Annotated in this window: 17 protein-coding genes; 8 read left to right on the top strand and 9 right to left on the bottom strand. The window is 67.9% G+C overall.

The window, feature by feature from the left end:
• Positions 1-7 precede the first annotated feature (7 nt).
• The 3 genes from AC1DNE_RS21840 to AC1DNE_RS21830 form a co-directional block, all read right to left on the bottom strand.
• A complete protein-coding gene (locus tag AC1DNE_RS21840; protein ID WP_441472354.1) occupies positions 8-388 on the bottom strand; it encodes a VOC family protein in 381 nt (126 codons plus the stop codon).
• The gene (locus tag AC1DNE_RS21835) at positions 385-903 is read right to left on the bottom strand and encodes an RNA pyrophosphohydrolase (RefSeq protein ID WP_441472355.1); all 519 of its coding nucleotides are present in this window, start codon (positions 901-903) and stop codon (positions 385-387) included. Before AC1DNE_RS21835 ends, AC1DNE_RS21840 begins: the two co-directional genes overlap by 4 nt.
• A gap of 96 nt (positions 904-999) precedes the next feature.
• Positions 1,000-1,305, bottom strand: coding sequence for an ArsR/SmtB family transcription factor (locus tag AC1DNE_RS21830; protein WP_441472356.1), 306 nt, complete (start codon positions 1,303-1,305; stop codon positions 1,000-1,002).
• A gap of 105 nt (positions 1,306-1,410) precedes the next feature.
• Between AC1DNE_RS21830 and AC1DNE_RS21825 the strand changes: the two genes are divergently transcribed.
• Positions 1,411-2,511, top strand: coding sequence for an NADH:flavin oxidoreductase/NADH oxidase (locus AC1DNE_RS21825; RefSeq protein ID WP_441472357.1), 1,101 nt, complete (start codon positions 1,411-1,413; stop codon positions 2,509-2,511).
• Between the two features lie 130 nt (positions 2,512-2,641).
• On the opposite strand, the gene putA is transcribed toward AC1DNE_RS21825, so the two are convergent.
• Positions 2,642-5,743: a bifunctional proline dehydrogenase/L-glutamate gamma-semialdehyde dehydrogenase PutA gene (gene putA, locus AC1DNE_RS21820; RefSeq protein ID WP_476841187.1), complete on the bottom strand. Its 3,102-nt coding sequence runs from the start codon at positions 5,741-5,743 to the stop codon at positions 2,642-2,644.
• 126 nt (positions 5,744-5,869) lie between these two features.
• Here putA and AC1DNE_RS21815 point away from each other — a divergent pair, with 126 nt between their 5' ends.
• The 3 genes from AC1DNE_RS21815 to AC1DNE_RS21805 all read left to right on the top strand — a co-directional run bounded on the left by AC1DNE_RS21815 (position 5,870) and on the right by AC1DNE_RS21805 (position 9,211).
• A complete protein-coding gene (locus AC1DNE_RS21815; protein WP_441472414.1) occupies positions 5,870-6,328 on the top strand; it encodes an Lrp/AsnC ligand binding domain-containing protein in 459 nt (152 codons plus the stop codon).
• Between the two features lie 178 nt (positions 6,329-6,506).
• Positions 6,507-7,496 carry an ABC transporter substrate-binding protein gene (locus AC1DNE_RS21810; protein WP_441472359.1) on the top strand — a complete coding sequence of 330 codons (990 nt, stop codon included), beginning with the start codon at positions 6,507-6,509 and terminating at the stop codon, positions 7,494-7,496.
• Between the two features lie 98 nt (positions 7,497-7,594).
• Positions 7,595-9,211 (top strand): acyl-CoA synthetase, encoded by a 1,617-nt coding sequence (locus tag AC1DNE_RS21805; protein ID WP_441472415.1) that lies wholly within the window; start codon positions 7,595-7,597, stop codon positions 9,209-9,211.
• 68 nt (positions 9,212-9,279) lie between these two features.
• Here AC1DNE_RS21805 and AC1DNE_RS21800 read toward each other — a convergent pair whose 3' ends face one another.
• The 4 genes from AC1DNE_RS21800 to AC1DNE_RS21785 form a co-directional block, all read right to left on the bottom strand.
• Positions 9,280-10,431, bottom strand: a complete 1,152-nt coding sequence (locus tag AC1DNE_RS21800; protein ID WP_441472360.1) for a GNAT family N-acetyltransferase — start codon at positions 10,429-10,431, stop codon at positions 9,280-9,282.
• Positions 10,432-10,599: 168 nt separating this feature from the next.
• The gene (locus AC1DNE_RS21795) at positions 10,600-11,703 is read right to left on the bottom strand and encodes a CobW family GTP-binding protein (RefSeq protein ID WP_476766950.1); all 1,104 of its coding nucleotides are present in this window, start codon (positions 11,701-11,703) and stop codon (positions 10,600-10,602) included.
• 117 nt (positions 11,704-11,820) lie between these two features.
• A complete protein-coding gene (locus AC1DNE_RS21790; RefSeq protein ID WP_441472361.1) occupies positions 11,821-12,717 on the bottom strand; it encodes a DMT family transporter in 897 nt (298 codons plus the stop codon).
• Between the two features lie 7 nt (positions 12,718-12,724).
• Positions 12,725-14,302: a D-alanyl-D-alanine carboxypeptidase family protein gene (locus tag AC1DNE_RS21785; RefSeq protein WP_441472362.1), complete on the bottom strand. Its 1,578-nt coding sequence runs from the start codon at positions 14,300-14,302 to the stop codon at positions 12,725-12,727.
• A gap of 236 nt (positions 14,303-14,538) precedes the next feature.
• On the opposite strand from AC1DNE_RS21785, the gene AC1DNE_RS21780 reads away from it, so the two are divergent.
• The 3 genes from AC1DNE_RS21780 to AC1DNE_RS21770 all read left to right on the top strand — a co-directional run bounded on the left by AC1DNE_RS21780 (position 14,539) and on the right by AC1DNE_RS21770 (position 18,144).
• Positions 14,539-15,444, top strand: coding sequence for an EamA family transporter (locus AC1DNE_RS21780; RefSeq protein ID WP_441472363.1), 906 nt, complete (start codon positions 14,539-14,541; stop codon positions 15,442-15,444).
• 136 nt (positions 15,445-15,580) lie between these two features.
• On the top strand, positions 15,581-16,750 hold the full coding sequence (locus AC1DNE_RS21775; RefSeq protein ID WP_441472364.1) for an acetyl-CoA acetyltransferase: 1,170 nt from the start codon (positions 15,581-15,583) through the stop codon (positions 16,748-16,750).
• A 197-nt stretch (positions 16,751-16,947) separates the two neighbouring features.
• Positions 16,948-18,144 carry an MFS transporter gene (locus tag AC1DNE_RS21770; RefSeq protein WP_476766941.1) on the top strand — a complete coding sequence of 399 codons (1,197 nt, stop codon included), beginning with the start codon at positions 16,948-16,950 and terminating at the stop codon, positions 18,142-18,144.
• Between the two features lie 4 nt (positions 18,145-18,148).
• Here AC1DNE_RS21770 and AC1DNE_RS21765 read toward each other — a convergent pair whose 3' ends face one another.
• Positions 18,149-18,421 carry a BolA family protein gene (locus tag AC1DNE_RS21765; protein ID WP_476766940.1) on the bottom strand — a complete coding sequence of 91 codons (273 nt, stop codon included), beginning with the start codon at positions 18,419-18,421 and terminating at the stop codon, positions 18,149-18,151.
• 95 nt (positions 18,422-18,516) lie between these two features.
• On the opposite strand from AC1DNE_RS21765, the gene AC1DNE_RS21760 reads away from it, so the two are divergent.
• Complete coding sequence (locus AC1DNE_RS21760; RefSeq protein WP_441472366.1) at positions 18,517-19,134, top strand: J domain-containing protein; 618 nt, start codon at positions 18,517-18,519, stop codon at positions 19,132-19,134.
• Positions 19,135-19,198 lie beyond the last annotated feature (64 nt).

Genomic DNA, 19,198 nt, shown 5'->3' with positions numbered 1-19,198 from the left:
CCCTTTTTCATGCGTAGCTGATGAACTCCAGCAGCGATCCGTCGGGATCGCGGAAATAGACGCTGGTGCCATGGCCGCTCCGGCCGAAACGCTGCACCGGCCCCAGCTCGATCGCGACCTTCTGCCGTTCGAGATGGCTGATAGCCTCCGCGATCGGTCCCGGCCAGACGAAGCAGAGATCGCTGCCGCCCGGCGGCACCGGCAGGCGCGCCACCGGTGTCGGATCGAGACCTGGCCCATGGCAGTTCAGCTGTGCCCGCCCGATGCGGTAGACGAAGCCTTCCCCGTTGGGCACGATCTCGGCCCCGATGACGTCGTGGTAGAAGGCGTTCGAGCGCTCCCAGTCGGAGACATGGATCACGCAATGATCGAGCTCGACGATGCTCATCCGGCTGCTCCTTCTGCCATGACAGGCAACGCGAAGGCCGCGAAAGCCGCCGCCACGCGCGCGTAGACCGGCCGTTTGAAGGGAACGACGATCTCCGGCATCTGGTTCAGTGGTCGCCAGCGCCATTCGCTGAACTCGGGCGGCTCGTCGCCGTTCGGCTTGCCGATGTCGATCTCGTCTTCGCGCCCGGTGAAGCGGAAGGCGACCCAGCGCTGGCGCTGGCCCCGGAAGGCGATCAGCTTGTGCGGCGGTCCGTCATAGGGCGGGAAATCGTAGCTCCACCACTCGTCGGTTACCGCAAGCAGTTCGGCCTGCGTGACGCCGGTCTCCTCGTCCAGCTCACGGCGGGCGGCGGCGACGATGTCCTCATCCGGGTCGATGCCGCCCTGCGGCATTTGCCAGTCGAAGCCGGGGAGCACGACCTCCGGGCCGGCACTATGCGAGTGGCCGGCGAAGACCAGCCCTTCGGCGTTGAACAGGGCTATCCCGACATTGGGGCGGTAGGGGAGACTCATCGTCAGAGCATAGGACGCAGCAGCATGTCGCGAAACCAGCCGGCTGGCCGAAAACTGCGTTGCGCGAATCGGCGGCTGTCAGCCGGCAAAGAAAGCTCAGTCCTCGCCTTTGGCGAGCACGCAGGAGAGCAGCCCGGGAAAGCGGCGTTCGATGTCCTCCCGGCGCAGCGCGTTCATCCGGGTCACGCCCTCGTTGCGGGTCCGGATCAACCCGGCTTCGCGCAGGACGCGGAAATGATGGGAGACGCTGGACTTCGGCCGGTCGCCTTCGAGCGCCTGGCAGCTCGCCTCGCCCTCGACCGCCAGCCGACGCACGATTTCCAGGCGAAACGGGTCGCTCAGTGCGTGAAAGACGTCCTCGAGCGCGATCTCTTCCGAAGCGGGCAGGCGGGCATGTCGCATGATGAGCAGCCTATCACAGGGTTTTGATGTTGCCAAAGTTCGAAAAATATCGAACTATCGAACAATCAAATCCCGTCCCAGTTCCCTATAGTTTGGAGCCGCTCAATGCCCGGTCTGTTCGACCCCTTCAGCCTGAAGAACGTCACACTTCGCAACCGCATCGTGACCTCGCCAATGTGCCAGTATTCGGCGGATGAGGGCGTCGCCAATGAATGGCACCGCGCCCATCTCGCCGGTCTGGCGCGTGGCGGTGCCGGCCTCGTCGTCATCGAAGCGACCGGCGTATCGCCGGAGGGCCGGATCACGCCGGCCTGCCTCGGCCTGTGGAACGCCGGCCAGGCCGAGGCGCTGGCGCCGATTGTCGCCGAGATGCGCAAGGCCGGCGCCGTCACCGGCATTCAGATCGGCCATGCCGGCCGCAAGGCCAGCGCCAACCGCCCCTGGGAAGGCGACGACCATATCCCGGCGGACGACCCGCGCGGCTGGGAGACGATCGCGCCGTCGGCGATCGCCCAGGGCGGCGGTCTCTCGCGCGTGCCGCGCGCGATGACCGAGGTCGATATCGCGCGCGTTCGTGCCGATTTCGTTGCGGCGGCCGAGCGCGCCCGCGATATCGGCATCGAATGGCTGAAGCTGCATTTCGCCCATGGCTATCTCGCGCAGAGCTTCCTGTCGCGCCACGCCAACCGGCGCGACGACGCCTATGGCGGCAGCTTCGAGAACCGCAGCCGCTTCCTCATCGAGACGCTGGCCGCCGTGCGCAAGGTCTGGCCGGAGGATCGTCCACTGTCCGCCCGGCTCGGCGTGATCGAATATGACGGCCAGGACGAGGAGACGCTGGCCGAGGCGATCGAGCTGGTGAAGCGCCTGAAGGCCGAGGGGCTGGACTTCATCGATGTCAGCGTCGGCTTCTCCACCAACGAGGCGAAGATTCCGTGGGGGCCGGCCTTCCTGGCGCCGGTGGCCGAGCGGGTGCGCCGCGAGGCCGGCCTGCCGGCCTCGACGAGCTGGTACATCAGCCAGCCCGAGCAGGCCGATGCGCTGGTGCGCGAGGGCAAGGTCGATCTCGTAACGCTGGGCCGGCCGTTGCTGGCCGACCCGCACTGGCCCTACGCGGCGGCAAAGGTCCTGGGCGTCGAGGACGCCGCCTGGAAGACCCTGCCGGCGCCTTACGCCCACTGGCTGTCGCGCTACCGCGCGGCGTGAAGCAGAGCATTTTCGAGCGAAGTCGACACGGGTTCGCGTGAAGAAAATGCGATAGAACAAGAATCTTGGGCATTTCCACGTTTCGGAGAAGCGCGGAAATGCTCAAGGAGGGGCCGAATGGCCCCTCGCTTCACTCGCCCATCGCGATCAGGCTGGCATTGCCGCCGGCCGCCGCGGTGTTGATCGTCACCGTCTGCTCCGTGGCGAAGCGCGAGAGGTAGTGCGGGCCGCCGGCCTTCGGGCCGGTGCCCGACAGCCCATGGCCGCCGAAGGGCTGCACGCCGACCACCGCGCCGATGATGTTGCGGTTCACATAGATGTTGCCGGTCGAGAGGCGCTCCGCCACGCGCTCGACCGTCGTCTCGATGCGCGAGTGGACGCCGAGCGTCAGCCCGTAACCGGTGGCGTCGATCTCGTCGATCACCTTGTCGAGCTCGCCCGCCTTCCAGCGCACGACATGCAGGATCGGGCCGAAATGCTCGGCGGTGAGGTCGCTCACGCGGTCGAGCTTGATGACATGCGGCGCGATGAAGGTGCCGCCGAGATCGGGCGCCTGCCCGGACCAGGCGACGCGGCCCTGCTGGCGCATCGCGGCGACATGGGTGTCGAGGCGCTGCTTGGCGGCGGCGTCGATCACCGGGCCGATATGGATGTCGAGCTTGCGGGGATCGCCGAGTTTGAGCTCCTTGGTGGCGCCCTCGATCATCTCGATCATCTTGTCGGCGACATCGTCCTGCACCACGAGCAGGCGCAGCGCCGAGCAGCGCTGCCCGGCCGAGCGGAAGGCCGACATCACGACGTCGTCGCTGACCTGCTCGGGCAGGGCGGTGGCGTCGACGATCATGGCGTTGAGGCCGCCGGTCTCGGCGATCAGCGGCACGATCGGGCCGTCCTTGGCAGCGAGCGCCCGGTTGATGCCGCGCGCAGTGGCGGTCGAGCCGGTGAAGGCGACGCCGGCGACATCCTTATGCGCGACCAGTGCCGCACCGGCCTCGGTGCCGCCCGGCACGAGATGCAGCGCGCTGACCGGAACGCCGGCCTCGTGCAGGATCTTCACCGCGACGGTCGCGATGATCGGCGTCTGCGGCGCCGGCTTGGCGACGACGCTGTTGCCGGCGACGAGCGCGGCGACGACCTGGCCGGTGAAGATCGCAAGCGGGAAGTTCCAGGGCGCGATGCAGACGAAGGCGCCGCGTCCGCGCAGGATCAGCCGGTTCTCCTCGCCGGTCGGGCCGGGCAGCATCGTCGGGGTGGCGAACTGCTCCTCGGCCTGCGCGGCATAGTAGCGGCAGAAATCGACGGTCTCGCGCACCTCGGAAATGGCGTCGTCGATGGTCTTGCCGGCCTCGCACTGCAGCAGCGCGATCAGCAGGCCGCGGCGGGCCTCCATGATGTCGGCCGCCTTGCGCAGGGCCGCAGCGCGGATGCGGGCGGGCGTCTCGCTCCAGGCGCGGAAGCCGGCCTTCGCGGCCAGCAGGGCGCGCTCGGCCGTCGGCGCATCGGCTTCGGTGACCTTGCCGATCGGCTTGTTGTCGATCGGCGAGCGCACGTCGCGGGTCGCGCCCGGTTGCGGCTTGCCGTCGATGATCGGCGCGGCGTCCGGGAAGCTCTTCGCCGCCGCGATCTCCTTCACCAGCGCGTCGAGGCTGGCCTCATGGCCGAGCTCGGTGCCGGCCGAGTTCTTGCGCGACGGGCCATAGAGATCGGCCGGAAGCGGGATGCGGCGGTGACGCGCGGCACCCGGCGTGCCGATGATATCGGCCGGCGGTAGCAGGAGCTGCGAGACCGGAACGTCGGGGTCGCCGGAGGCGCTGACGAAGGAGGAGTTGGCGCCATTCTCGAGCAGGCGGCGGACGAGATAGGCGAGCAAATCCTGATGGCCGCCGACCGGCGCATAGGTGCGGCAGGCATAGCCTTCGTTCTCGCGCAGCAGCTTCTCGTAGAGCGCTTCGCCCATGCCGTGCAGGCGCTGGAACTCGAAGCCCTCGGCATCTCCGGCCATCTCCGCGACGGCCGCGACGGTGAGCGCATTATGCGTGGCGAATTGCGGGATGATGCGGGGCCTGAGCTTCAGGAGCTGCGCGGCGCAGGCCTCGTAGTTCAGATCCGTCATCGCCTTGCGGGTGAAGACGGGGTAGTCGGCCAGGCCGCGCTCCTGGGCGCGCTTCAACTCGGTGTCCCAATAGGCGCCCTTGACCAGCCGCACCATCATGCGCCGGTTATAGGTCTCCGCCAGCCGGCCGATATGGTCGATCACGGCCGAGGCGCGCTTCTGGTAGGCTTGGATGGCGAGGCCGAAACCGTCCCAGCCATCGAGCGACGGATCGGCGAAGATCGCGTCGATGACATCGAGCGAGAGTTCGAGCCGGTCGGCCTCCTCGGCATCGATGGTGAAGTTGAGGTCGTAGCCCTTGGCCTGGCGGGCGAGGTCGACGACCTTCGGCACGAGCTCGGAAAGCACGCACTCGTGGTTGGTGGCGTCATAGCGCGGATGCAGCGCCGAGAGTTTGACCGAGATGCCGGGGCGATTGGGCAGCTTGTCGTTGCCGGCCGAGCGGCCGATGGCGTCGATCGCGGCAGCGTAGGAGGCGAAATAGCGGTCGGCATCGGCCTGAGTGCGCGCGCCTTCGCCGAGCATATCGAAGGAATAGCGGTAGAGTTTGCCGGTGCCGGAGCGGGCGCGCTTCAGCGCCTCCTCGATCGTCTGGCCGAGCACGAAATGGTTGCCCATGACGCGCATCGCCTGGCGGGTCGCGGTACGCACGGTCGGTACGCCCAGGCGCTTGGCGAGGCTGCTGACGATGCCCGTCGGCGTCTCGCCCGGCTGGATGACGCGGGCGGTGATTCCGAGCGCCCAGGCCGAAGCCGAGACCAGGAAGGCGTCTGACTTCGATTCGTGATGGGCGAAATCGCCCTGGCCGAGCTTGTCCTCGATCAGCCGGTCGGCGGTGGCGGCGTCCGGCACGCGCAGCAGCGCCTCCGCCAGCACCATCAGCGCGAGGCCCTCCTTGGTGGAGAGCGAATACTCGCGCAGCAATTCCTCGATGCCGCCAAGCCCGACCTTGCGGGTGCGGATCGCCTCGATCAGCCCGGTCGCACGCGCGTCGATCCGCGCCTTGGCCGCGGGGTCGCGGCGCGCGGCGGCAAGCAGCCGGCCGGCGATGGCACCATCATCCTCGGCGAAGGGTGCGCGGAAAGGCGGCATGGCGGTACGCGGGGCAGAGGCGGCCATGGAGGGCTCCGGAATGGATCAGGCTGGATTATCTGAAGGATGATGGATCATAGACCGCATATCAATTGGCATTTCCTCTCCCGTTCCAGTATAAATCTCAGTCAAATGGCGACTCAATAGAGATTTATCATGCTCGACAGGACGGACCGCCGTATCCTCGCTTTGCTGCAGGGCGATGGTCGCATCGCCGGCGTCGAGCTTGCGGAGAAGGTCGGGCTTTCTCCCACCGCCACGGGCGAGCGCCTGAAGCGGCTGACGCGCGACGGCTACATCACCGGCTATCGCGCCACGCTCGATCCGATGAAGCTCGGCCTGCATCTGCTCGTCTTCGTCGAGGTCTATCTCGACAAGACGACGCCCGACGCCTTCGAACGCTTCGCCGCAGCGGTGAAGCGGGCGCCCGAGGTTCTCGAATGCCACATGGTCGCGGGCGGCTTCGACTATCTGGTCAAGACGCGCGTCGCCGACATGAACGCCTATCGCCGCTTCCTCGGCGAGGTGCTGCTGGCGCTGCCGGCGGTGCGCGAGACGCGGACTTATGCAGTGATGGAGGAGGTCAAGACTGACGGTGCGCTGCCGTTGTGACGAAACCTCTGCCGCGTTGACGCCATTTCAACATCTTATGATGTCAAGAAGCGTGGACGATACGGAGATGCCGTATCGCGGTCAGCAAGGCGCCCGGAGGCCTGCCATGCCCATCGTTCCGCCCCCTCGTTCCCCAGTCCTGTGTCGGCGCGGGTTCGGGCAGCTGGCGGTCGGCGCTGTGGCTGCCTGTATCGCTGGCGGCGGCGCTGCCCGGGCGCAGGGCAATACCCCGATACGCTTCGCTCTGGACCGGCGTTTCGATGGGCTGGCGGCACCCTTCTTGGTCGCGCAGGACAAGGGCTATTTCGGCGCGGAAGGGCTCGATGTCACCATCGAGCCGGGCAGCGGCTCGCGTCCCATGCTGCAGCGACTGGCGACCGGCGCGCAGGATGCCGGCTTCGGCGACGTCAACGCGCTGATCCGCTTCCGCGACGAGAATCCGAGCGCCGATCTGACGGCGGTGATGATCATGCACGATCGGCCGGGCTTCGCACTCGTCGGCCGCAAGAGCCGGGGCATCACGGCTGAGCCGGTGAGCCTGGAGGGCCGCAAGCTGGGCACGGCGAGCACCGATGCCAGCTTTGCGCAGTGGCCGATCTTCAAGAGCCTGAACAAGATCGACGACAGCAAGATCAAGCTGGAGATCGTGGGTCTTCCGGTGCGGGAGCCGATGCTGGCCTCCGGGGAACTCGATGCCGCCTTTGGCTTCGGCGCGTCGACCTATGTTTCCCTCAAGGGGCGCGGCGTGCCGGCCGAAGATATCGTGCTGATGGACATGGCCGACCACGGCCTCGTGCTCTACGGCAGCGCGGTCATCGTGGCCGCCAAGTTCGCCGCCGGCAAGCCGGATGCGGTGCGCGGTCTGGTGCGCGCGGTCATGCACGGGGTCCGCGATACCGTCACGAACCCCGGCGCCAGCGCGCAACTGGTGGTTCGCCGCAACGAGGACGCTCAGCTCGAGATCGAGCGCGAGAAGCTCGGCATGGTCAACGAGCGGAACGTATTGACGCCCTATGTGCGGGCGCACGGCCTGGGCGGGATCGATGCCGAGCGCTGGTCGCGGGCGCTGGATCAGCTCACCCTGGCGGGAAGCTTCCGGGACAAGGCGCGCGCGGGCGATGCATTTTCGGAGGCATTCCTGCCGCCGGCCGGCGAACGCATGTTCTGAGCGCATCATGACGCACGGAAAGGCCGCGCCGGGGGGAGGTGACAGGGGCTGAGCGCCTGCCTATCGTGCCGCGCCTCCCACCGGACCTCTATCTCTTGATATTGCCAGCCCTGACCGACTACGCCGCATCGCGTGACGCTTTCCGCTGGCGCATTCCGGATCGCTACAACATCGCCGTCGACGTCTGCGACCGCTGGGCGGCGAGCGCGCCGGAGCGGTCCGCCATCATCGAGGTTTCGCAGGACTGGCGCGTGACGCCGGTCAGCTTCGGCTGGTTCCGCGAGCATTCCAACCGTCTCGCCAATGCCCTGCGCGCCCGCGGCGTCGGCCGTGGCGACCGGGTCGCGATCCTGCTGCCGCAGGGGCGGGAGGTGCTGACCGCCCATCTCGCCGCCTACAAGCTCGGCGCCATCGCCGTGCCGCTGGCGGCGCTGTTCGGTGTCGATGCGCTGGCCTACCGGCTGGAGGATTCCGGCGCGAAGGTCGTGATGACCAACGAAGCCGGCCTCGCCAAGCTCAGCCAGATCGCGCAGTCCCTGCCTGAACTCGCTTTGCGGGTTTCGACCGACGGGCCGGGGCGCGGCGCGGAGGGGTGGAACGATCTCCTCGCCGGGGGCAGCCCCGATTTCACGCCGGTCGAGACCACTCCGGACGATCCGGCGCTGATGATCTATACCTCCGGCACGACGGGCAATCCGAAGGGCGCGCTGCACGGCCACCGCGTTCTGCCCGGCCATTTGCCGGGCGTGCAGATGCCGCACGAATTCATGCCGCAGCCCGGCGACCTCGCCTGGACGCCGGCCGACTGGGCCTGGGCAGGCGGGTTGCTCAACATGCTGCTGCCGGCGCTGCATTTCGGCGTGGCGGTGGTCGCCCGGCCGGTGACGCGCTTCGAGCCGGACGAGGCCTATCGCCTGATCCAGGACCTCGGCATCCGCAACGCCTTCGTGCCGCCGACGGCGCTGAGGATGCTGCGCGGCGCCGGCAGTCCGCGTGGGCGTTACCAGCTGAATCTGCGCACGGTCGCGGCGGCCGGCGAGGCGCTCGGCTCCGAGACCCTGGCCTGGGGGCGCGAGGCGCTGGGTCTTACGATCAACGAGGCCTATGGCCAGACCGAATGCAATCTCGTGCTCGCCTCCAGCGCCGCCATCGGCGTGAGCCGGCCCGGCTCGATCGGCAAGGCGGTTCCAGGGCATGACGTCGCGATCATCCGGCCGGACGGCTCGATCTGCGCGCCGGGAGAGGAGGGGCAGATCGCCGTGCGCCGCCCCGACCCGGTGATGTTCCTCGAATATTGGCGCAACCCGGAGGCGACGGCGGCGAAGTTCGTCGGCGACTGGATGATCACCGGCGACGAGGGCGTGCAGGATGCCGATGGCTATGTCCGTTTCATCGGCCGCGACGACGATGTCATCACCTCTTCCGGCTATCGTATCGGGCCGGGCGAGATCGAGGATTGCCTGCTGAAGCATCCTGCGGTTTCGCTCGCTGCGGTGGTCGGGAAGCCCGACGTGCTGCGCACCGAGATCGTCAAGGCCTTCATCGTGCTGAAACCGGGTCGGGACGGCTCGCCGTCGCTGGTCTCCGAGCTTCAGAACTTCGTGCGCTCACGGCTCTCGGCACATGAATATCCGCGCGAGATCGCGTTTCGCGGCGAATTGCCCCTGACCACGACGGGCAAGATCATCCGCCGTGTGCTGCGGGCCGAGGCTTAGAGCCGGATCCGATCAGGTTGAGGCAACCTGATCGGCGAATCTGTCTCTCACTTCAAACCGCAGGCGCTTTACCGATCAGCTTGCGTCGCAGGCTGATCGGAACGGGTTCTGAACAGCGACTGGCCGATCCGGCGCTGGATGCGGGCTGCCAGATCGGCCGGAGTGCCGGCCCGTCGATGGCTGAGACGAAGCGTGCCGAAGCCGTCGCTCTCGGCTCCGAAGATCCGCAGGCCGCCGGCCAGCCTGATCTGTCGTGCGGGAGCCGCCTTGTTCATCATCGCCAGGAGCAGCGCCAGCGGCTCGGCCGGAGCCAGACTGTCGTCGCCGGCCGCCAGATAGAGCCAGTTCGTCGGAGCGCGGCCGAGCGTCAGTGCGGCCGCGATAGGCCTTTCGTCCAGCATCAGCAGCGCGATCCGGCAAAGTTTCTGCCGGCTGAGGCTGCGGGTCATGCTGCGCAGGAAGGCGGCCTCACGGATGTCCTGAAGGGTTGCGCGGCCTGTCTGCCCGCGCCGGCCCGAGGCTTCGAGCGCAAGGAGCATCTCGACGGCGTCGCGCCGGTCGGCGAGGGTCGACGGTTTCTCCAGGCGCAGCGTTCCCTGCGCCTCCAAAGCCGTCCGTGCCTCTGCGACGACGGCCATGTCCGCCAGCTGCGGACCAGGCATGCCGAGACCTTGCCAGTCCGCCACAAAGCCGTGCCGGCGGGCGATGCGGATGAGCGCCGCTGCGAACGGTCCGGCCGGATCGACGGCCGGGAAGGTCAGGCCGGCGGTCGGCCCCGCTTCCCGGCGCCAGGCGCGGAGCAGCGCCGACAGGGCCGGCGCCATGAAGGTGCTGTCGATCAGGGGCGTGCCGTTGAACAGGCGGGGATCGGCGAATTCGTCGAGAGCCTCGGCTGCGAACAAGCGCTGGCGTCGGCGGAACGGCACGAGGCCGATCAGCCGGCGCGGCTGCCGTTCGGCCTCGCCCTGCCAGAGGAGCATGAGCGCGACGTCGCGGAACGAGACGAGATGCTGGGCCGCCGTGAGCGCGAATCCGGGATCGAGAAAGGGGTTGGGCTCGATCGCGCGCGCTGCGAGATCTGCCCATTCCGCAGCGATCCCGTCACAGGAGGCGAGCGGACGGATTTCGCAGTGGACGGCAGTGCCGGGGTGCGATCGCCGGCCGGCGGGCACCATCGACGCCGTGCCGCCCATGCCAGCCAGGGCTATGAACTCGCTCATCCGGTCCCGCTCCCGATGTATCGTTCCGGTGCAAGGCTGTACCGGAATGGCGAGACACAGGCTTGTGCCTCGCCATGCAGGAGGGCGGGTTCAAGAAGCGGGCCGCAGCGGACGTGTCAGAACATTCTCGAGCGAGGTGGATACCGGTCCGCGTTAAGAAAATACGATCTAGGAGCGCGCAGTTCCGGCGCGCTCCGCCTGTTGACCGAGGAAGGCCGACCACAGGCGCTGAACGGTCTCCACCTCGACGTCCTTGACGATCAGGACAAGGCGAGAGCGCCGGTCGGCATCAGGCCAGGAGTCGAGCGTGACGGGCGGGTGCAGGATCTGCTGCACGGCGTGCACGAGCAGCGGACGCCCCGGCTGCTCGGCCACGTCGACCAGACCTTTCAGCCGTAGCAGGCGCGGCCCATGGAGCGAGCGCAGCAGGGTCCAGAACAGATCGAAAGTGCTTCGGGCGACAGGTCGGTCGGCCGTCAGCGCGAACGCACGGATTGCCTCGTCGTGACGATTGACGTCATGCGGATCCTCTCCGTGATGGTGATGCCCGTGCCCATGATCATGGTGGTGATGATGGCCGTGGCGGTGATCCGGAACTTCGGTTTCCGCCAGCCAGCGGCGTAGCGCCGCCGGGCGTCGCGCCAGATCGTAGAGGCCTGCACCGATCAGCGCGCTTGCCGCCGCATCCGGAAGGAGGATCTCGACACCCGGATTGAGAGCGGCGAGGCGTGCGCGCAGCGCATTGGCCGAGCCTGCGAGGTCGGTCTTGGTCAGGATAAGCCTGTCGGCGGCGACGACCTGCCGGCGCGCCTCCTCATGGGCATCGAGCGTCGCCATGCCGTTGACCGCGTCGACGAGTGTGACGACGCCGTCGAGCTGGAAGCGCATGGCGAGATACGGGTGGTTGATCAGCACGTTGAGGATGGGCGCCGGGTCCGCGAGGCCGGTCGTCTCGATGACCAGGCGCGAAAAGGCGCCGATCCGGCCATTGTCGCGCCGGCGCAGCAGATCCTCGAGCGTCACGATGAGGTCGTCCCGGATGGTGCAGCACAGGCAGCCGGATTCGAGGAGGATCATGTTCTCCTCGACGCCTTCCACCATCAGGTGGTCGAGCCCGACCTCGCCGAACTCGTTGACGAGCACAACGGTGTCCGCGAGCGCCGGGTCCTTCAGCAGCCGGTTGAGCAGCGTCGTCTTGCCGGCGCCGAGGAAGCCGGTGAGCAGCGTCAGCGGAATGGGAGCGGGGCGGGCGTTGGCGCCGGTCATGATCAGTCGTCCGGTCTCAGGGCATCGGACCGAAAGATGGAACCCACCCTCCGGGAAAATCCGATGCTTCGTCAAAGGGCTGGATCGCCACGATGCGTTTCGGGACGCAGGGCGCTCCAGCTTCTAGGCAGGCACCACGGCCCGCCTCGAATGTTCTACTATTACATTAATGACCAGCGCGACGATGACAAGGGCGCCGCCGGCATATTGCAGCGGACCGAGCCGCTCGGCGAGCACGATGGCGGCGATCGCCACAGCGAAGACCGGTTCGGCGCAGAAGGCAAGGCCGGCCGGCCCGGGCGCAATGCGGGCGAGCGCCAGGATCTGGAAGAGGAAGCCGATGATGTAGCCGCCATAGGTGACGGCGACGGCGATCGGCGCGAGCAGGAAGGTCTGCGGCGGCAGCAAGCCGCCGGTGATCAGCAGGATCGCCAGCGTCACCGGCAGGATGACGATATGCGACCAGAACAGCTTCGGCAGCGTCGCGACCTGGGCGCAGCGTGCGGCGGCGAAGAACTGCGCGGTGGCGCTGAGGCTGGCGATGAAGGCGAGGGCCAGCCCGCGCGGATCGAGCCCCTGCAGATCGGGGCCCACGACCAGCGCGACGCCGAGAAAGGCCAGGAGCGCGACAGCGAACCGGTCGACCCGGAATGGCGCTGGCGTGAACAGCGGCTCGGTCAGCACGATCAGGATCGGAAATGTGTAGAACACCACGGCCGCGACCGAGACGGGCACGAAGCTGACCGAGGAGAGATAGGCGGTGCCGACCAGCGCGGTCGCGAGACCGAAGAGCAGGACGGGCTGCCGTTCGTCGCGGGTGAGACTGAGGGAACTGCGCCAGGCCAGCGCCGCACCGCCGACCAGGATCAGCATCAGCAGGACGCGGTAGAAGACGAGCAACGGGCCGCTGAGGCCGGCCTGCCCGGCGATCTGCGCGCTGACGATATTGGTGCCGAAGGCGGCTGCCGAGGCAAAAGCCAGCAGCAAACCCTGGCGTGCGCTGGCCGGCCCCGCGTCCAATCAGGCCTCAGGCGTCGCTGGCGGGCTTGGCCTTCGCCTTGGCCGCGGGCTTGTCGGCCTGCGGCTTCGCGGCGGCCTGCGATGGCCGCGGCTTGGGCAATGCGCTCGTGCTGGCGGGCGCCTTGCCGGACTGGGGCTTGGCTGCCGGGGTCTTTGCTGGCTGGGGCTTGGCCGCCTGCGCCTTGGCGTTGCGGGGAGCGGGCTTGATGCCGGCGGCAGCGCCCGCACGCAGGCTCGCGGCATTCGCCGCACCGCGCTGGACCGCGCCCTGAAGCCGCAGCGGGCCGGCCTCGAACGCATCGGAGGACGGCTGGATCGGGGCGTCGGCCGGGGCGAAGGCCGTGGTGCCGCGCGGGATCGCGCCATTGCTCGACGCCGTGCGGCGGGGCGGCATGGCGAGTCCGGCGGTAACGGGTGCGCCCGGCTCGATCGTCGGGGCCGTGCCGCGCGCGACGCGCGACTCCGGCTGGGCCGTGGCGTTGGCGGCCAGCGGAGCAGCAGCGGAGCCCGCGGTGCGGCCGAAGGAGACCTGAATCGGCGCGACCTGCGCGCGCTGGCCGAGAACGATACGCCCGCGCGGCGAGCGTGTCGCGACCGGGCCTGCCGACTGGGTCGCGAAGGTGCCGAACCGGCCGCCATCGGAATCATTGCCGCCGGCGGCTGCGGACGCGGTGAGCGGACCGGAGATATCGGCATCGTCGGCCAGCGCCACGCCGCCGCCGCGATGGCGAACATCGTCGCAGATGTTGGGGGCGCGCGTGCCGCTGGGCGACATGGAAGCGACAGTGAGGCCTCCTCCACCCCAACGGCTGAAGCCGTCGTCGAGGAGCTGTGCGGCCTTGACGGTGCGCTCGACGCCGGAAACCGAGCCGAGCACCACGGCGATCAGGGTCTTGCCGCCGCGGCTGGCCGTCGCGACGACGTTGAAGCCCGAGGCGCAGGTGAACCCGGTCTTCATGCCTTCGATGCCGGCATAGCGGCCCACCAGGCCATTGGTGTTCTGCATCACCTGCTTGCCGAGCTGGACGGCCGAGGTGTTCCAGTAGTCCGAATACTGCGGGAAGTCGTGCATCAGCGCCATGGCGAGCACGGCGAGGTCACGCGCGCTGGTCTGCTGGTCGGGATGGTCCCAGCCATTGGGATTGACGAAATTGCTGTCCCGCATGCCGAGGCGCTGGGCCTCGGCATTCATCATGCCGACGAAGGTCGGGACATCGCCGCCGACGCCCTCGGCCACGACATAGGCGATGTCGTTGGCCGACTTCACCATCATGATGCGCAGCGCGTTGTCGAGCGTGATCTCCTGCCCGGGCCGGGCATAGACCTTCACGCGCGGCTGGCTGGCGGCGAGCTTCGAAACCGGGATCGCGGTCTCCAGTCCGAGGCGTCCTTCCCGCACGGCCTTCAGCGCGAGATAGATCGTCATCATCTTGGTGGTGGAGGCCGGCCGCCAGGCCTGCGTCGCGTTCTCGCTGGAGAGCACTGCACCGCTCGCGGCATCGACGACCAGACTCGCGCCGGCGAGGGCGGGGCCCGTTGCGACGAAGCTGAGGGCGAGGGCGGCGGCAAAGCGGGAGGGGGTCATCGGGCGGGCTTTGAACCTGTCTGGATGAAACTGGCGGGACGAAGAGGAGGCGGGCAGTCTGGACCAAGCGGGACGCGCAGCTTTCAACGCGACGCATGCTGCATTTTCGAGACGGCCGACGCAGTCGCCAGCCAGCAGATGCATACCTACCCTCTGCCGAGCGATTTGCCTAGACGGGGGCGTCGGTTCAAAAGCTGCAAGCAACCCTAGGCGCTCATTCTTTCCCGGAGTTTACCGTGGCTTTCGGCCTTCTCTGGATTCCGGCGACGATTCTCGCCTCGCTGCTGCAGACTGCCCGCAATCTGGCGCAACGCTCCCTCACCGATATCATCGGAGTCGTTGGTGCCACGCAGGTGCGCTTCCTCTTCGGCCTGCCTTTCGCGGTACTGTTCCTGATCCTGGCCTGCATTGGCCTCGAGCGCCTGCCGCCGGCCGTCGGCACGGCTTCGCTCGGCTATACGCTCTGGGGCGCGCTCGCACAGATCGCGGCGACGGCGCTGATGCTGGCGGCGATGCGGGAGCGCTCTTTCGCAGTGACGACCGCCTACACCAAGACCGAGCCGGTGCAGGTGGCGCTGTTCGGCGCGGCTCTGCTCGGCGATGCGCTGACGCCGCTGAAATTCCTCGCCATCGCGATCGCGACGGCCGGCGTGATCGTCGTGTCCTGGAAGCCCGGCGAGAAGCTGACCCGCGCCGGCCTGCGCCCGGCCGTGCTCGGCATCGTCTCGGGCGCCTTCTTCGCACTGTCGGCGATCGGCTTCCGTGGCGGCATCCAGGCACTGCCGGAGGGCGGCTTCCTGATCCGCGCCTCGACCATTCTCGTGCTCGGCCTCGGCCTGCAGACGCTGATCCTCACGGTCTACCTGCTCGCCGCCAATCGCGAGGCCCTGTTCCGGAGCCTCAAGAACTGGCGCCGCTCGCTCTCCGCCGGCTTCCTCGGAGCCGCCGCTTCGCAGTTCTGGTTCATCGGCTTCTCGCTGACCACGGCCGCCAATGTCCGCACCCTGGCGCTGATCGAGGTGCCGCTGGCGCAGATTGCCTCGCGCCGCCTCTTTTCCGAAGGCACCAGCTGGCGCGAGATGCTGGGCATGGCGATGATCGTCGGCGGCGTGGGGCTGCTGCTCTCGGTGGCATTGCAGTGAGTGTTGGGGGCGGCTAGTGCTGGAGGCAGAGCTAGCCAGCCGATCCGCGCACGGCGATCATGCAAGGATACGGGCTTGCCGGACGGCGCAAGGCTGCCAAGATAACGTGTAGCTACACATTATAGGGAGAACCGTCATGAGCGCTGCAATCGTCGGCTGGGCGCATACGCCGTTCGGCAAGCAGGATGCCGAAACCGTCGAAAGCCTGATCGTGCGGGTTGCGACCGACGCGCTGGTCGATGCCGGCATCACCGCCGACCAGGTCGATGAGATCGTGCTCGGCCACTACAACGCCGGCTTCTCGGCCCAGGACTTCACCGCCTCGCTGGTGCTTCAGGCCGATCCGGCCCTTCGCTTCAAGCCCGCGACCCGTGTCGAGAACGCCTGTGCCACCGGCTCCGCCGCCGTGCATCAGGGCGTGCGCGCGATCAAGACCGGTGCCGCCAAGATCGTCCTCGTCGTCGGCGTCGAGCAGATGACCAAGACGCCCGGTCCCGAGATCGGCAAGAACCTGCTGAAAGCCTCCTATCTGCCCGAGGAGGGTGAGACGCAGGGCGGCTTCGCCGGCGTCTTCGGCAAGATCGCCGCCGGTTATTTCCAGCGTCACGGCGACCAGTCCGACGCGCTCGCGATGATCGCGGCCAAGAACCACAAGAACGGCGTCGAGAACCCCTATGCGCAGATGCGCAAGGATCTCGGCTACGCCTTCTGCCGCGAGGAAAGCGAGAAGAACCCCTATGTCGCCGGGCCGCTGAAGCGCACCGACTGCTCGCTGGTCTCGGACGGCGCCGCTGCGCTCGTGCTGGCCGATGAGGAGACCGCGCTGCAACTGCGCCGTGCCGTCGGTTTCCGCGGCATGGCCCATGTCCAGGACTTCCTGCCGATGTCGAAGCGCGACATCCTGAAGTTCGAAGGCGGGGCGCTCGCCTGGCAGAAGGCACTGGCTCAGGCCGGCGTCACGCTGGACGACCTCTCCTTCGTCGAGACGCATGACTGCTTCACCATCGCCGAGCTGATCGAATACGAGGCGATGGGCCTGACCAAGGAAGGCGACGGCGCCCGCGCCATCAAGGAAGGCTGGACGCAGAAGGACGGCAAGCTGCCGGTCAACGTCTCCGGCGGTCTCAAGGCCAAGGGCCATCCGATCGGCGCGACCGGCGTCTCGATGCATGTGCTCTCGGCCATGCAGCTCACCGGCGAGGCGCCGGAAGGCATGCAGCTCAGCGATCCCCGCCTCGGCGGCATCTTCAACATGGGCGGGGCGGCAGTCGCGAACTACGTCTCCGTGCTCGAACGGATCAAGTGAGTCACCTCGGGCAGGTGCTTGTTCGGTCCGCCCGGAAGTTTGTGCCATCCCGGCCGTAGCGAAGCGAAGAGCCGGGATCCATGCCTGAACCTGCTTCGGCGGTGCTCCGGCACGGATACCGGGTCGAACCGGGGATGGCGTGTGGTTCCGGGCGAGCCGGGCGTCACCGGCTTAGCAGCCAAAGCGGATACCCCAACGTGACCGTCTTCATCGCGCTTCTGCCGGCCTACATCCTCTCGATCTTCTACCGCTCCTTCCTGAGCGTGATCGCCGGGCCGGTGATGGGCGATCTCGGCATCGGCCCGGCTGCCTTCGGCCAGCTCGGCGCCGCCTGGTTCATCGCCTTTGCGCTGGCGCAGTTCCCCGTCGGCTGGGCGCTCGACCGGGTCGGGCCGCGCCGGACGGTGGCGGTTGCGATGGCGATCGGCTCGGCGGGAGCCTTTCTGTTCGCCCAGGCGGGCGGCGCGATGTCGGCTGGCATTGCAATGGCGCTGATCGGAATAGGCTGCTCGCCGATCTTCATGTCGTCGCTCTTCCTTTTCGCCCGCACGGCCGCGCCTGCCCGCTTCGGGCTGCTGACCTCGCTGTTCATCGCGCTGGGCTCGCTCGGCAATATCGTCGGGGCCGGGCCGCTTGCCATCGCCGCGGCGCATTTCGGCTGGCGGGCGTCGATGATGGCGATGGCCGCGGCTTTCCTGGCCGCGACCGTTCTGGCCGTGATGCTCGTGCGTGACCCGCCACCGCGCCCGGCCTTCGCCGCGCCGGACGAAGGGCTGTTGCAGGGACTCGCCAGTATCCTGGCGCTCAGGCCGCTCTGGCTACTCGCGCCGCTGACCATCACCGGCTACGCCATCGTCGCCACGGCGCGCGGGCTGTGGATTGCTCCCTTCATGACGCAGGTCCACGGCTTCGACGCCGTCTCGGCCGGCCATGCCGCGACGATCATGGCGGTGGCGATGATCGTCGGCGCCTTCATCTATGGCTGGCTGGAAAGCCGCACCGGCCGAGCCAAGGCGATCGTCGCCTGGGGAACGGTCGTGACCGCACTCGGTTTCGTCCTGCTGGCGCGGAGCGGGCAGAGTTCGCATCTGACGGCGGTGGCGCTGTTTTCGCTGATCGGCGCGGCAGGCTTCACCTATGCGATCCTGATGGCGCATGCGCGGCAGTTCTTCCCCGAGCATCTGATCGGGCGCGGCATGACCTTCGTGAACTTCCTCTTCATCGCCGGCGCCGCGGCGGTGCAGTCGGCCTCCGGCTGGTTCATCGCCGAGCAGCGCGCGGCCGGGCTCGATGCCGCCGCGACCTTCGCCAATCTGCACTGGGCCTTCGCCGTCCTGCTGCTGGTCTCGGTCGCGATCTACGCGCTCGCGCCGCCCAAGCCGGCAAAGGCATGAGTGCTCAGGCCTCGCCCGGCGCCTTCGCGGCGATGGCAAGCGCGTGGACACGGTCTTCCAGCTCCTGCGCCAGCGCCGCATTGACGAGGCGGTGGCGCTCGAGCCGGCTCTTGCCGGCGAAGGCCTCTGATACGATATTGACGCGGAAGTGAGTCTCGCCGCCCTCGCGCCAGCCGCCATGCCCCTGATGCTGGTGCGACTCGTCGATCACCTTCAATTCCTGTGGCGCAAAGGCCTCGGTCAGCTTTCGCGTGATTCTTTCAGCGATTGCGGTCATGATCGTGCCACCGTTGCGATGATTGTCCTGTCGGTTCGGCGGTGCGCTGCATCGCACTTGCCGGCCCGAACCCTGCGTCTCATAAACCGTCGACGATGAACATCAACTCGCGCCTTTTCGACAGCATCAGGATCGGCTCTTCCGAGGCCGAAGCGACCGTGGACGGCGATGCGCCACGCTGTGACCATCCGGGCTGCGCGCGCGGCGGCGAGTTCCGTGCGCCGAAGGGGCGCGGCCGCGAGGGCCAGTTCTTCCTGTTCTGCATGGAGCATGTGAAGGCCTACAACGCGACCTACAACTACTTCGCCGGCATGGACGACGACGCGCTCGCTGCCTACCAGAAGCAGGAGGAGATCGGCCACCGGCCGACCTGGAAGCTCGGCGTCAACTCCAAGGCGGCGCGGATGTCGCAGCGCGGCCGTGCGGCGAACGGCGAGGCAGGCGCCGACATGAACGACGCCTTCAACCTCTTCGGCGCCCGCAACAAGCAGCAGGCCGCGCAACCGGAATCGCGCGTTGGCATCGTCGCGCGCAAGGCGCTCGATACGCTCGGCCTTGACGACACCGCCGATTCAGCCGCGATCAAGGCGCGTTACAAGGAGCTGGTGAAGCGCTTCCACCCGGATGCCAATGGCGGCGACCGTTCGCGCGAAGGCACGCTTCAGGAGATCCTGAAGGCCTATCAGCAGTTGAAGAGCGTGGGGATGGTTTGACCCTCTCGCGTCATGCCCGGGCTGACCCGGGCATGACGCGAGAGGGACGGTCCTGAAGCGTTCT

It is taken from the genome of Allobosea sp. 05L423 (genome assembly GCF_056397745.1).
This window is presented reverse-complemented; position numbering and strand designations above follow the sequence as displayed.

Bases quoted from the DNA above. Each gene is read 5' to 3' on its own strand.
- AC1DNE_RS21840 (WP_441472354.1), bottom strand. From the start codon at position 388: ATGAGCATCGTCGAGCTCGATCATTGCGTGATCCATGTCTCCGACTGG.
- AC1DNE_RS21835 (WP_441472355.1), bottom strand. From the start codon at position 903: ATGAGTCTCCCCTACCGCCCCAATGTCGGGATAGCCCTGTTCAACGCC.
- AC1DNE_RS21830 (WP_441472356.1), bottom strand. From the start codon at position 1,305: ATGCGACATGCCCGCCTGCCCGCTTCGGAAGAGATCGCGCTCGAGGAC.
- AC1DNE_RS21825 (WP_441472357.1), top strand. From the start codon at position 1,411: ATGCCCGGTCTGTTCGACCCCTTCAGCCTGAAGAACGTCACACTTCGC.
- putA (WP_476841187.1), bottom strand. From the start codon at position 5,743: ATGGCCGCCTCTGCCCCGCGTACCGCCATGCCGCCTTTCCGCGCACCC.
- AC1DNE_RS21800 (WP_441472360.1), bottom strand. From the start codon at position 10,431: ATGAGCGAGTTCATAGCCCTGGCTGGCATGGGCGGCACGGCGTCGATG.
- AC1DNE_RS21785 (WP_441472362.1), bottom strand. From the start codon at position 14,302: ATGACCCCCTCCCGCTTTGCCGCCGCCCTCGCCCTCAGCTTCGTCGCA.
- AC1DNE_RS21775 (WP_441472364.1), top strand. From the start codon at position 15,581: ATGAGCGCTGCAATCGTCGGCTGGGCGCATACGCCGTTCGGCAAGCAG.
- AC1DNE_RS21765 (WP_476766940.1), bottom strand. From the start codon at position 18,421: ATGACCGCAATCGCTGAAAGAATCACGCGAAAGCTGACCGAGGCCTTT.
- AC1DNE_RS21760 (WP_441472366.1), top strand. From the start codon at position 18,517: ATGAACATCAACTCGCGCCTTTTCGACAGCATCAGGATCGGCTCTTCC.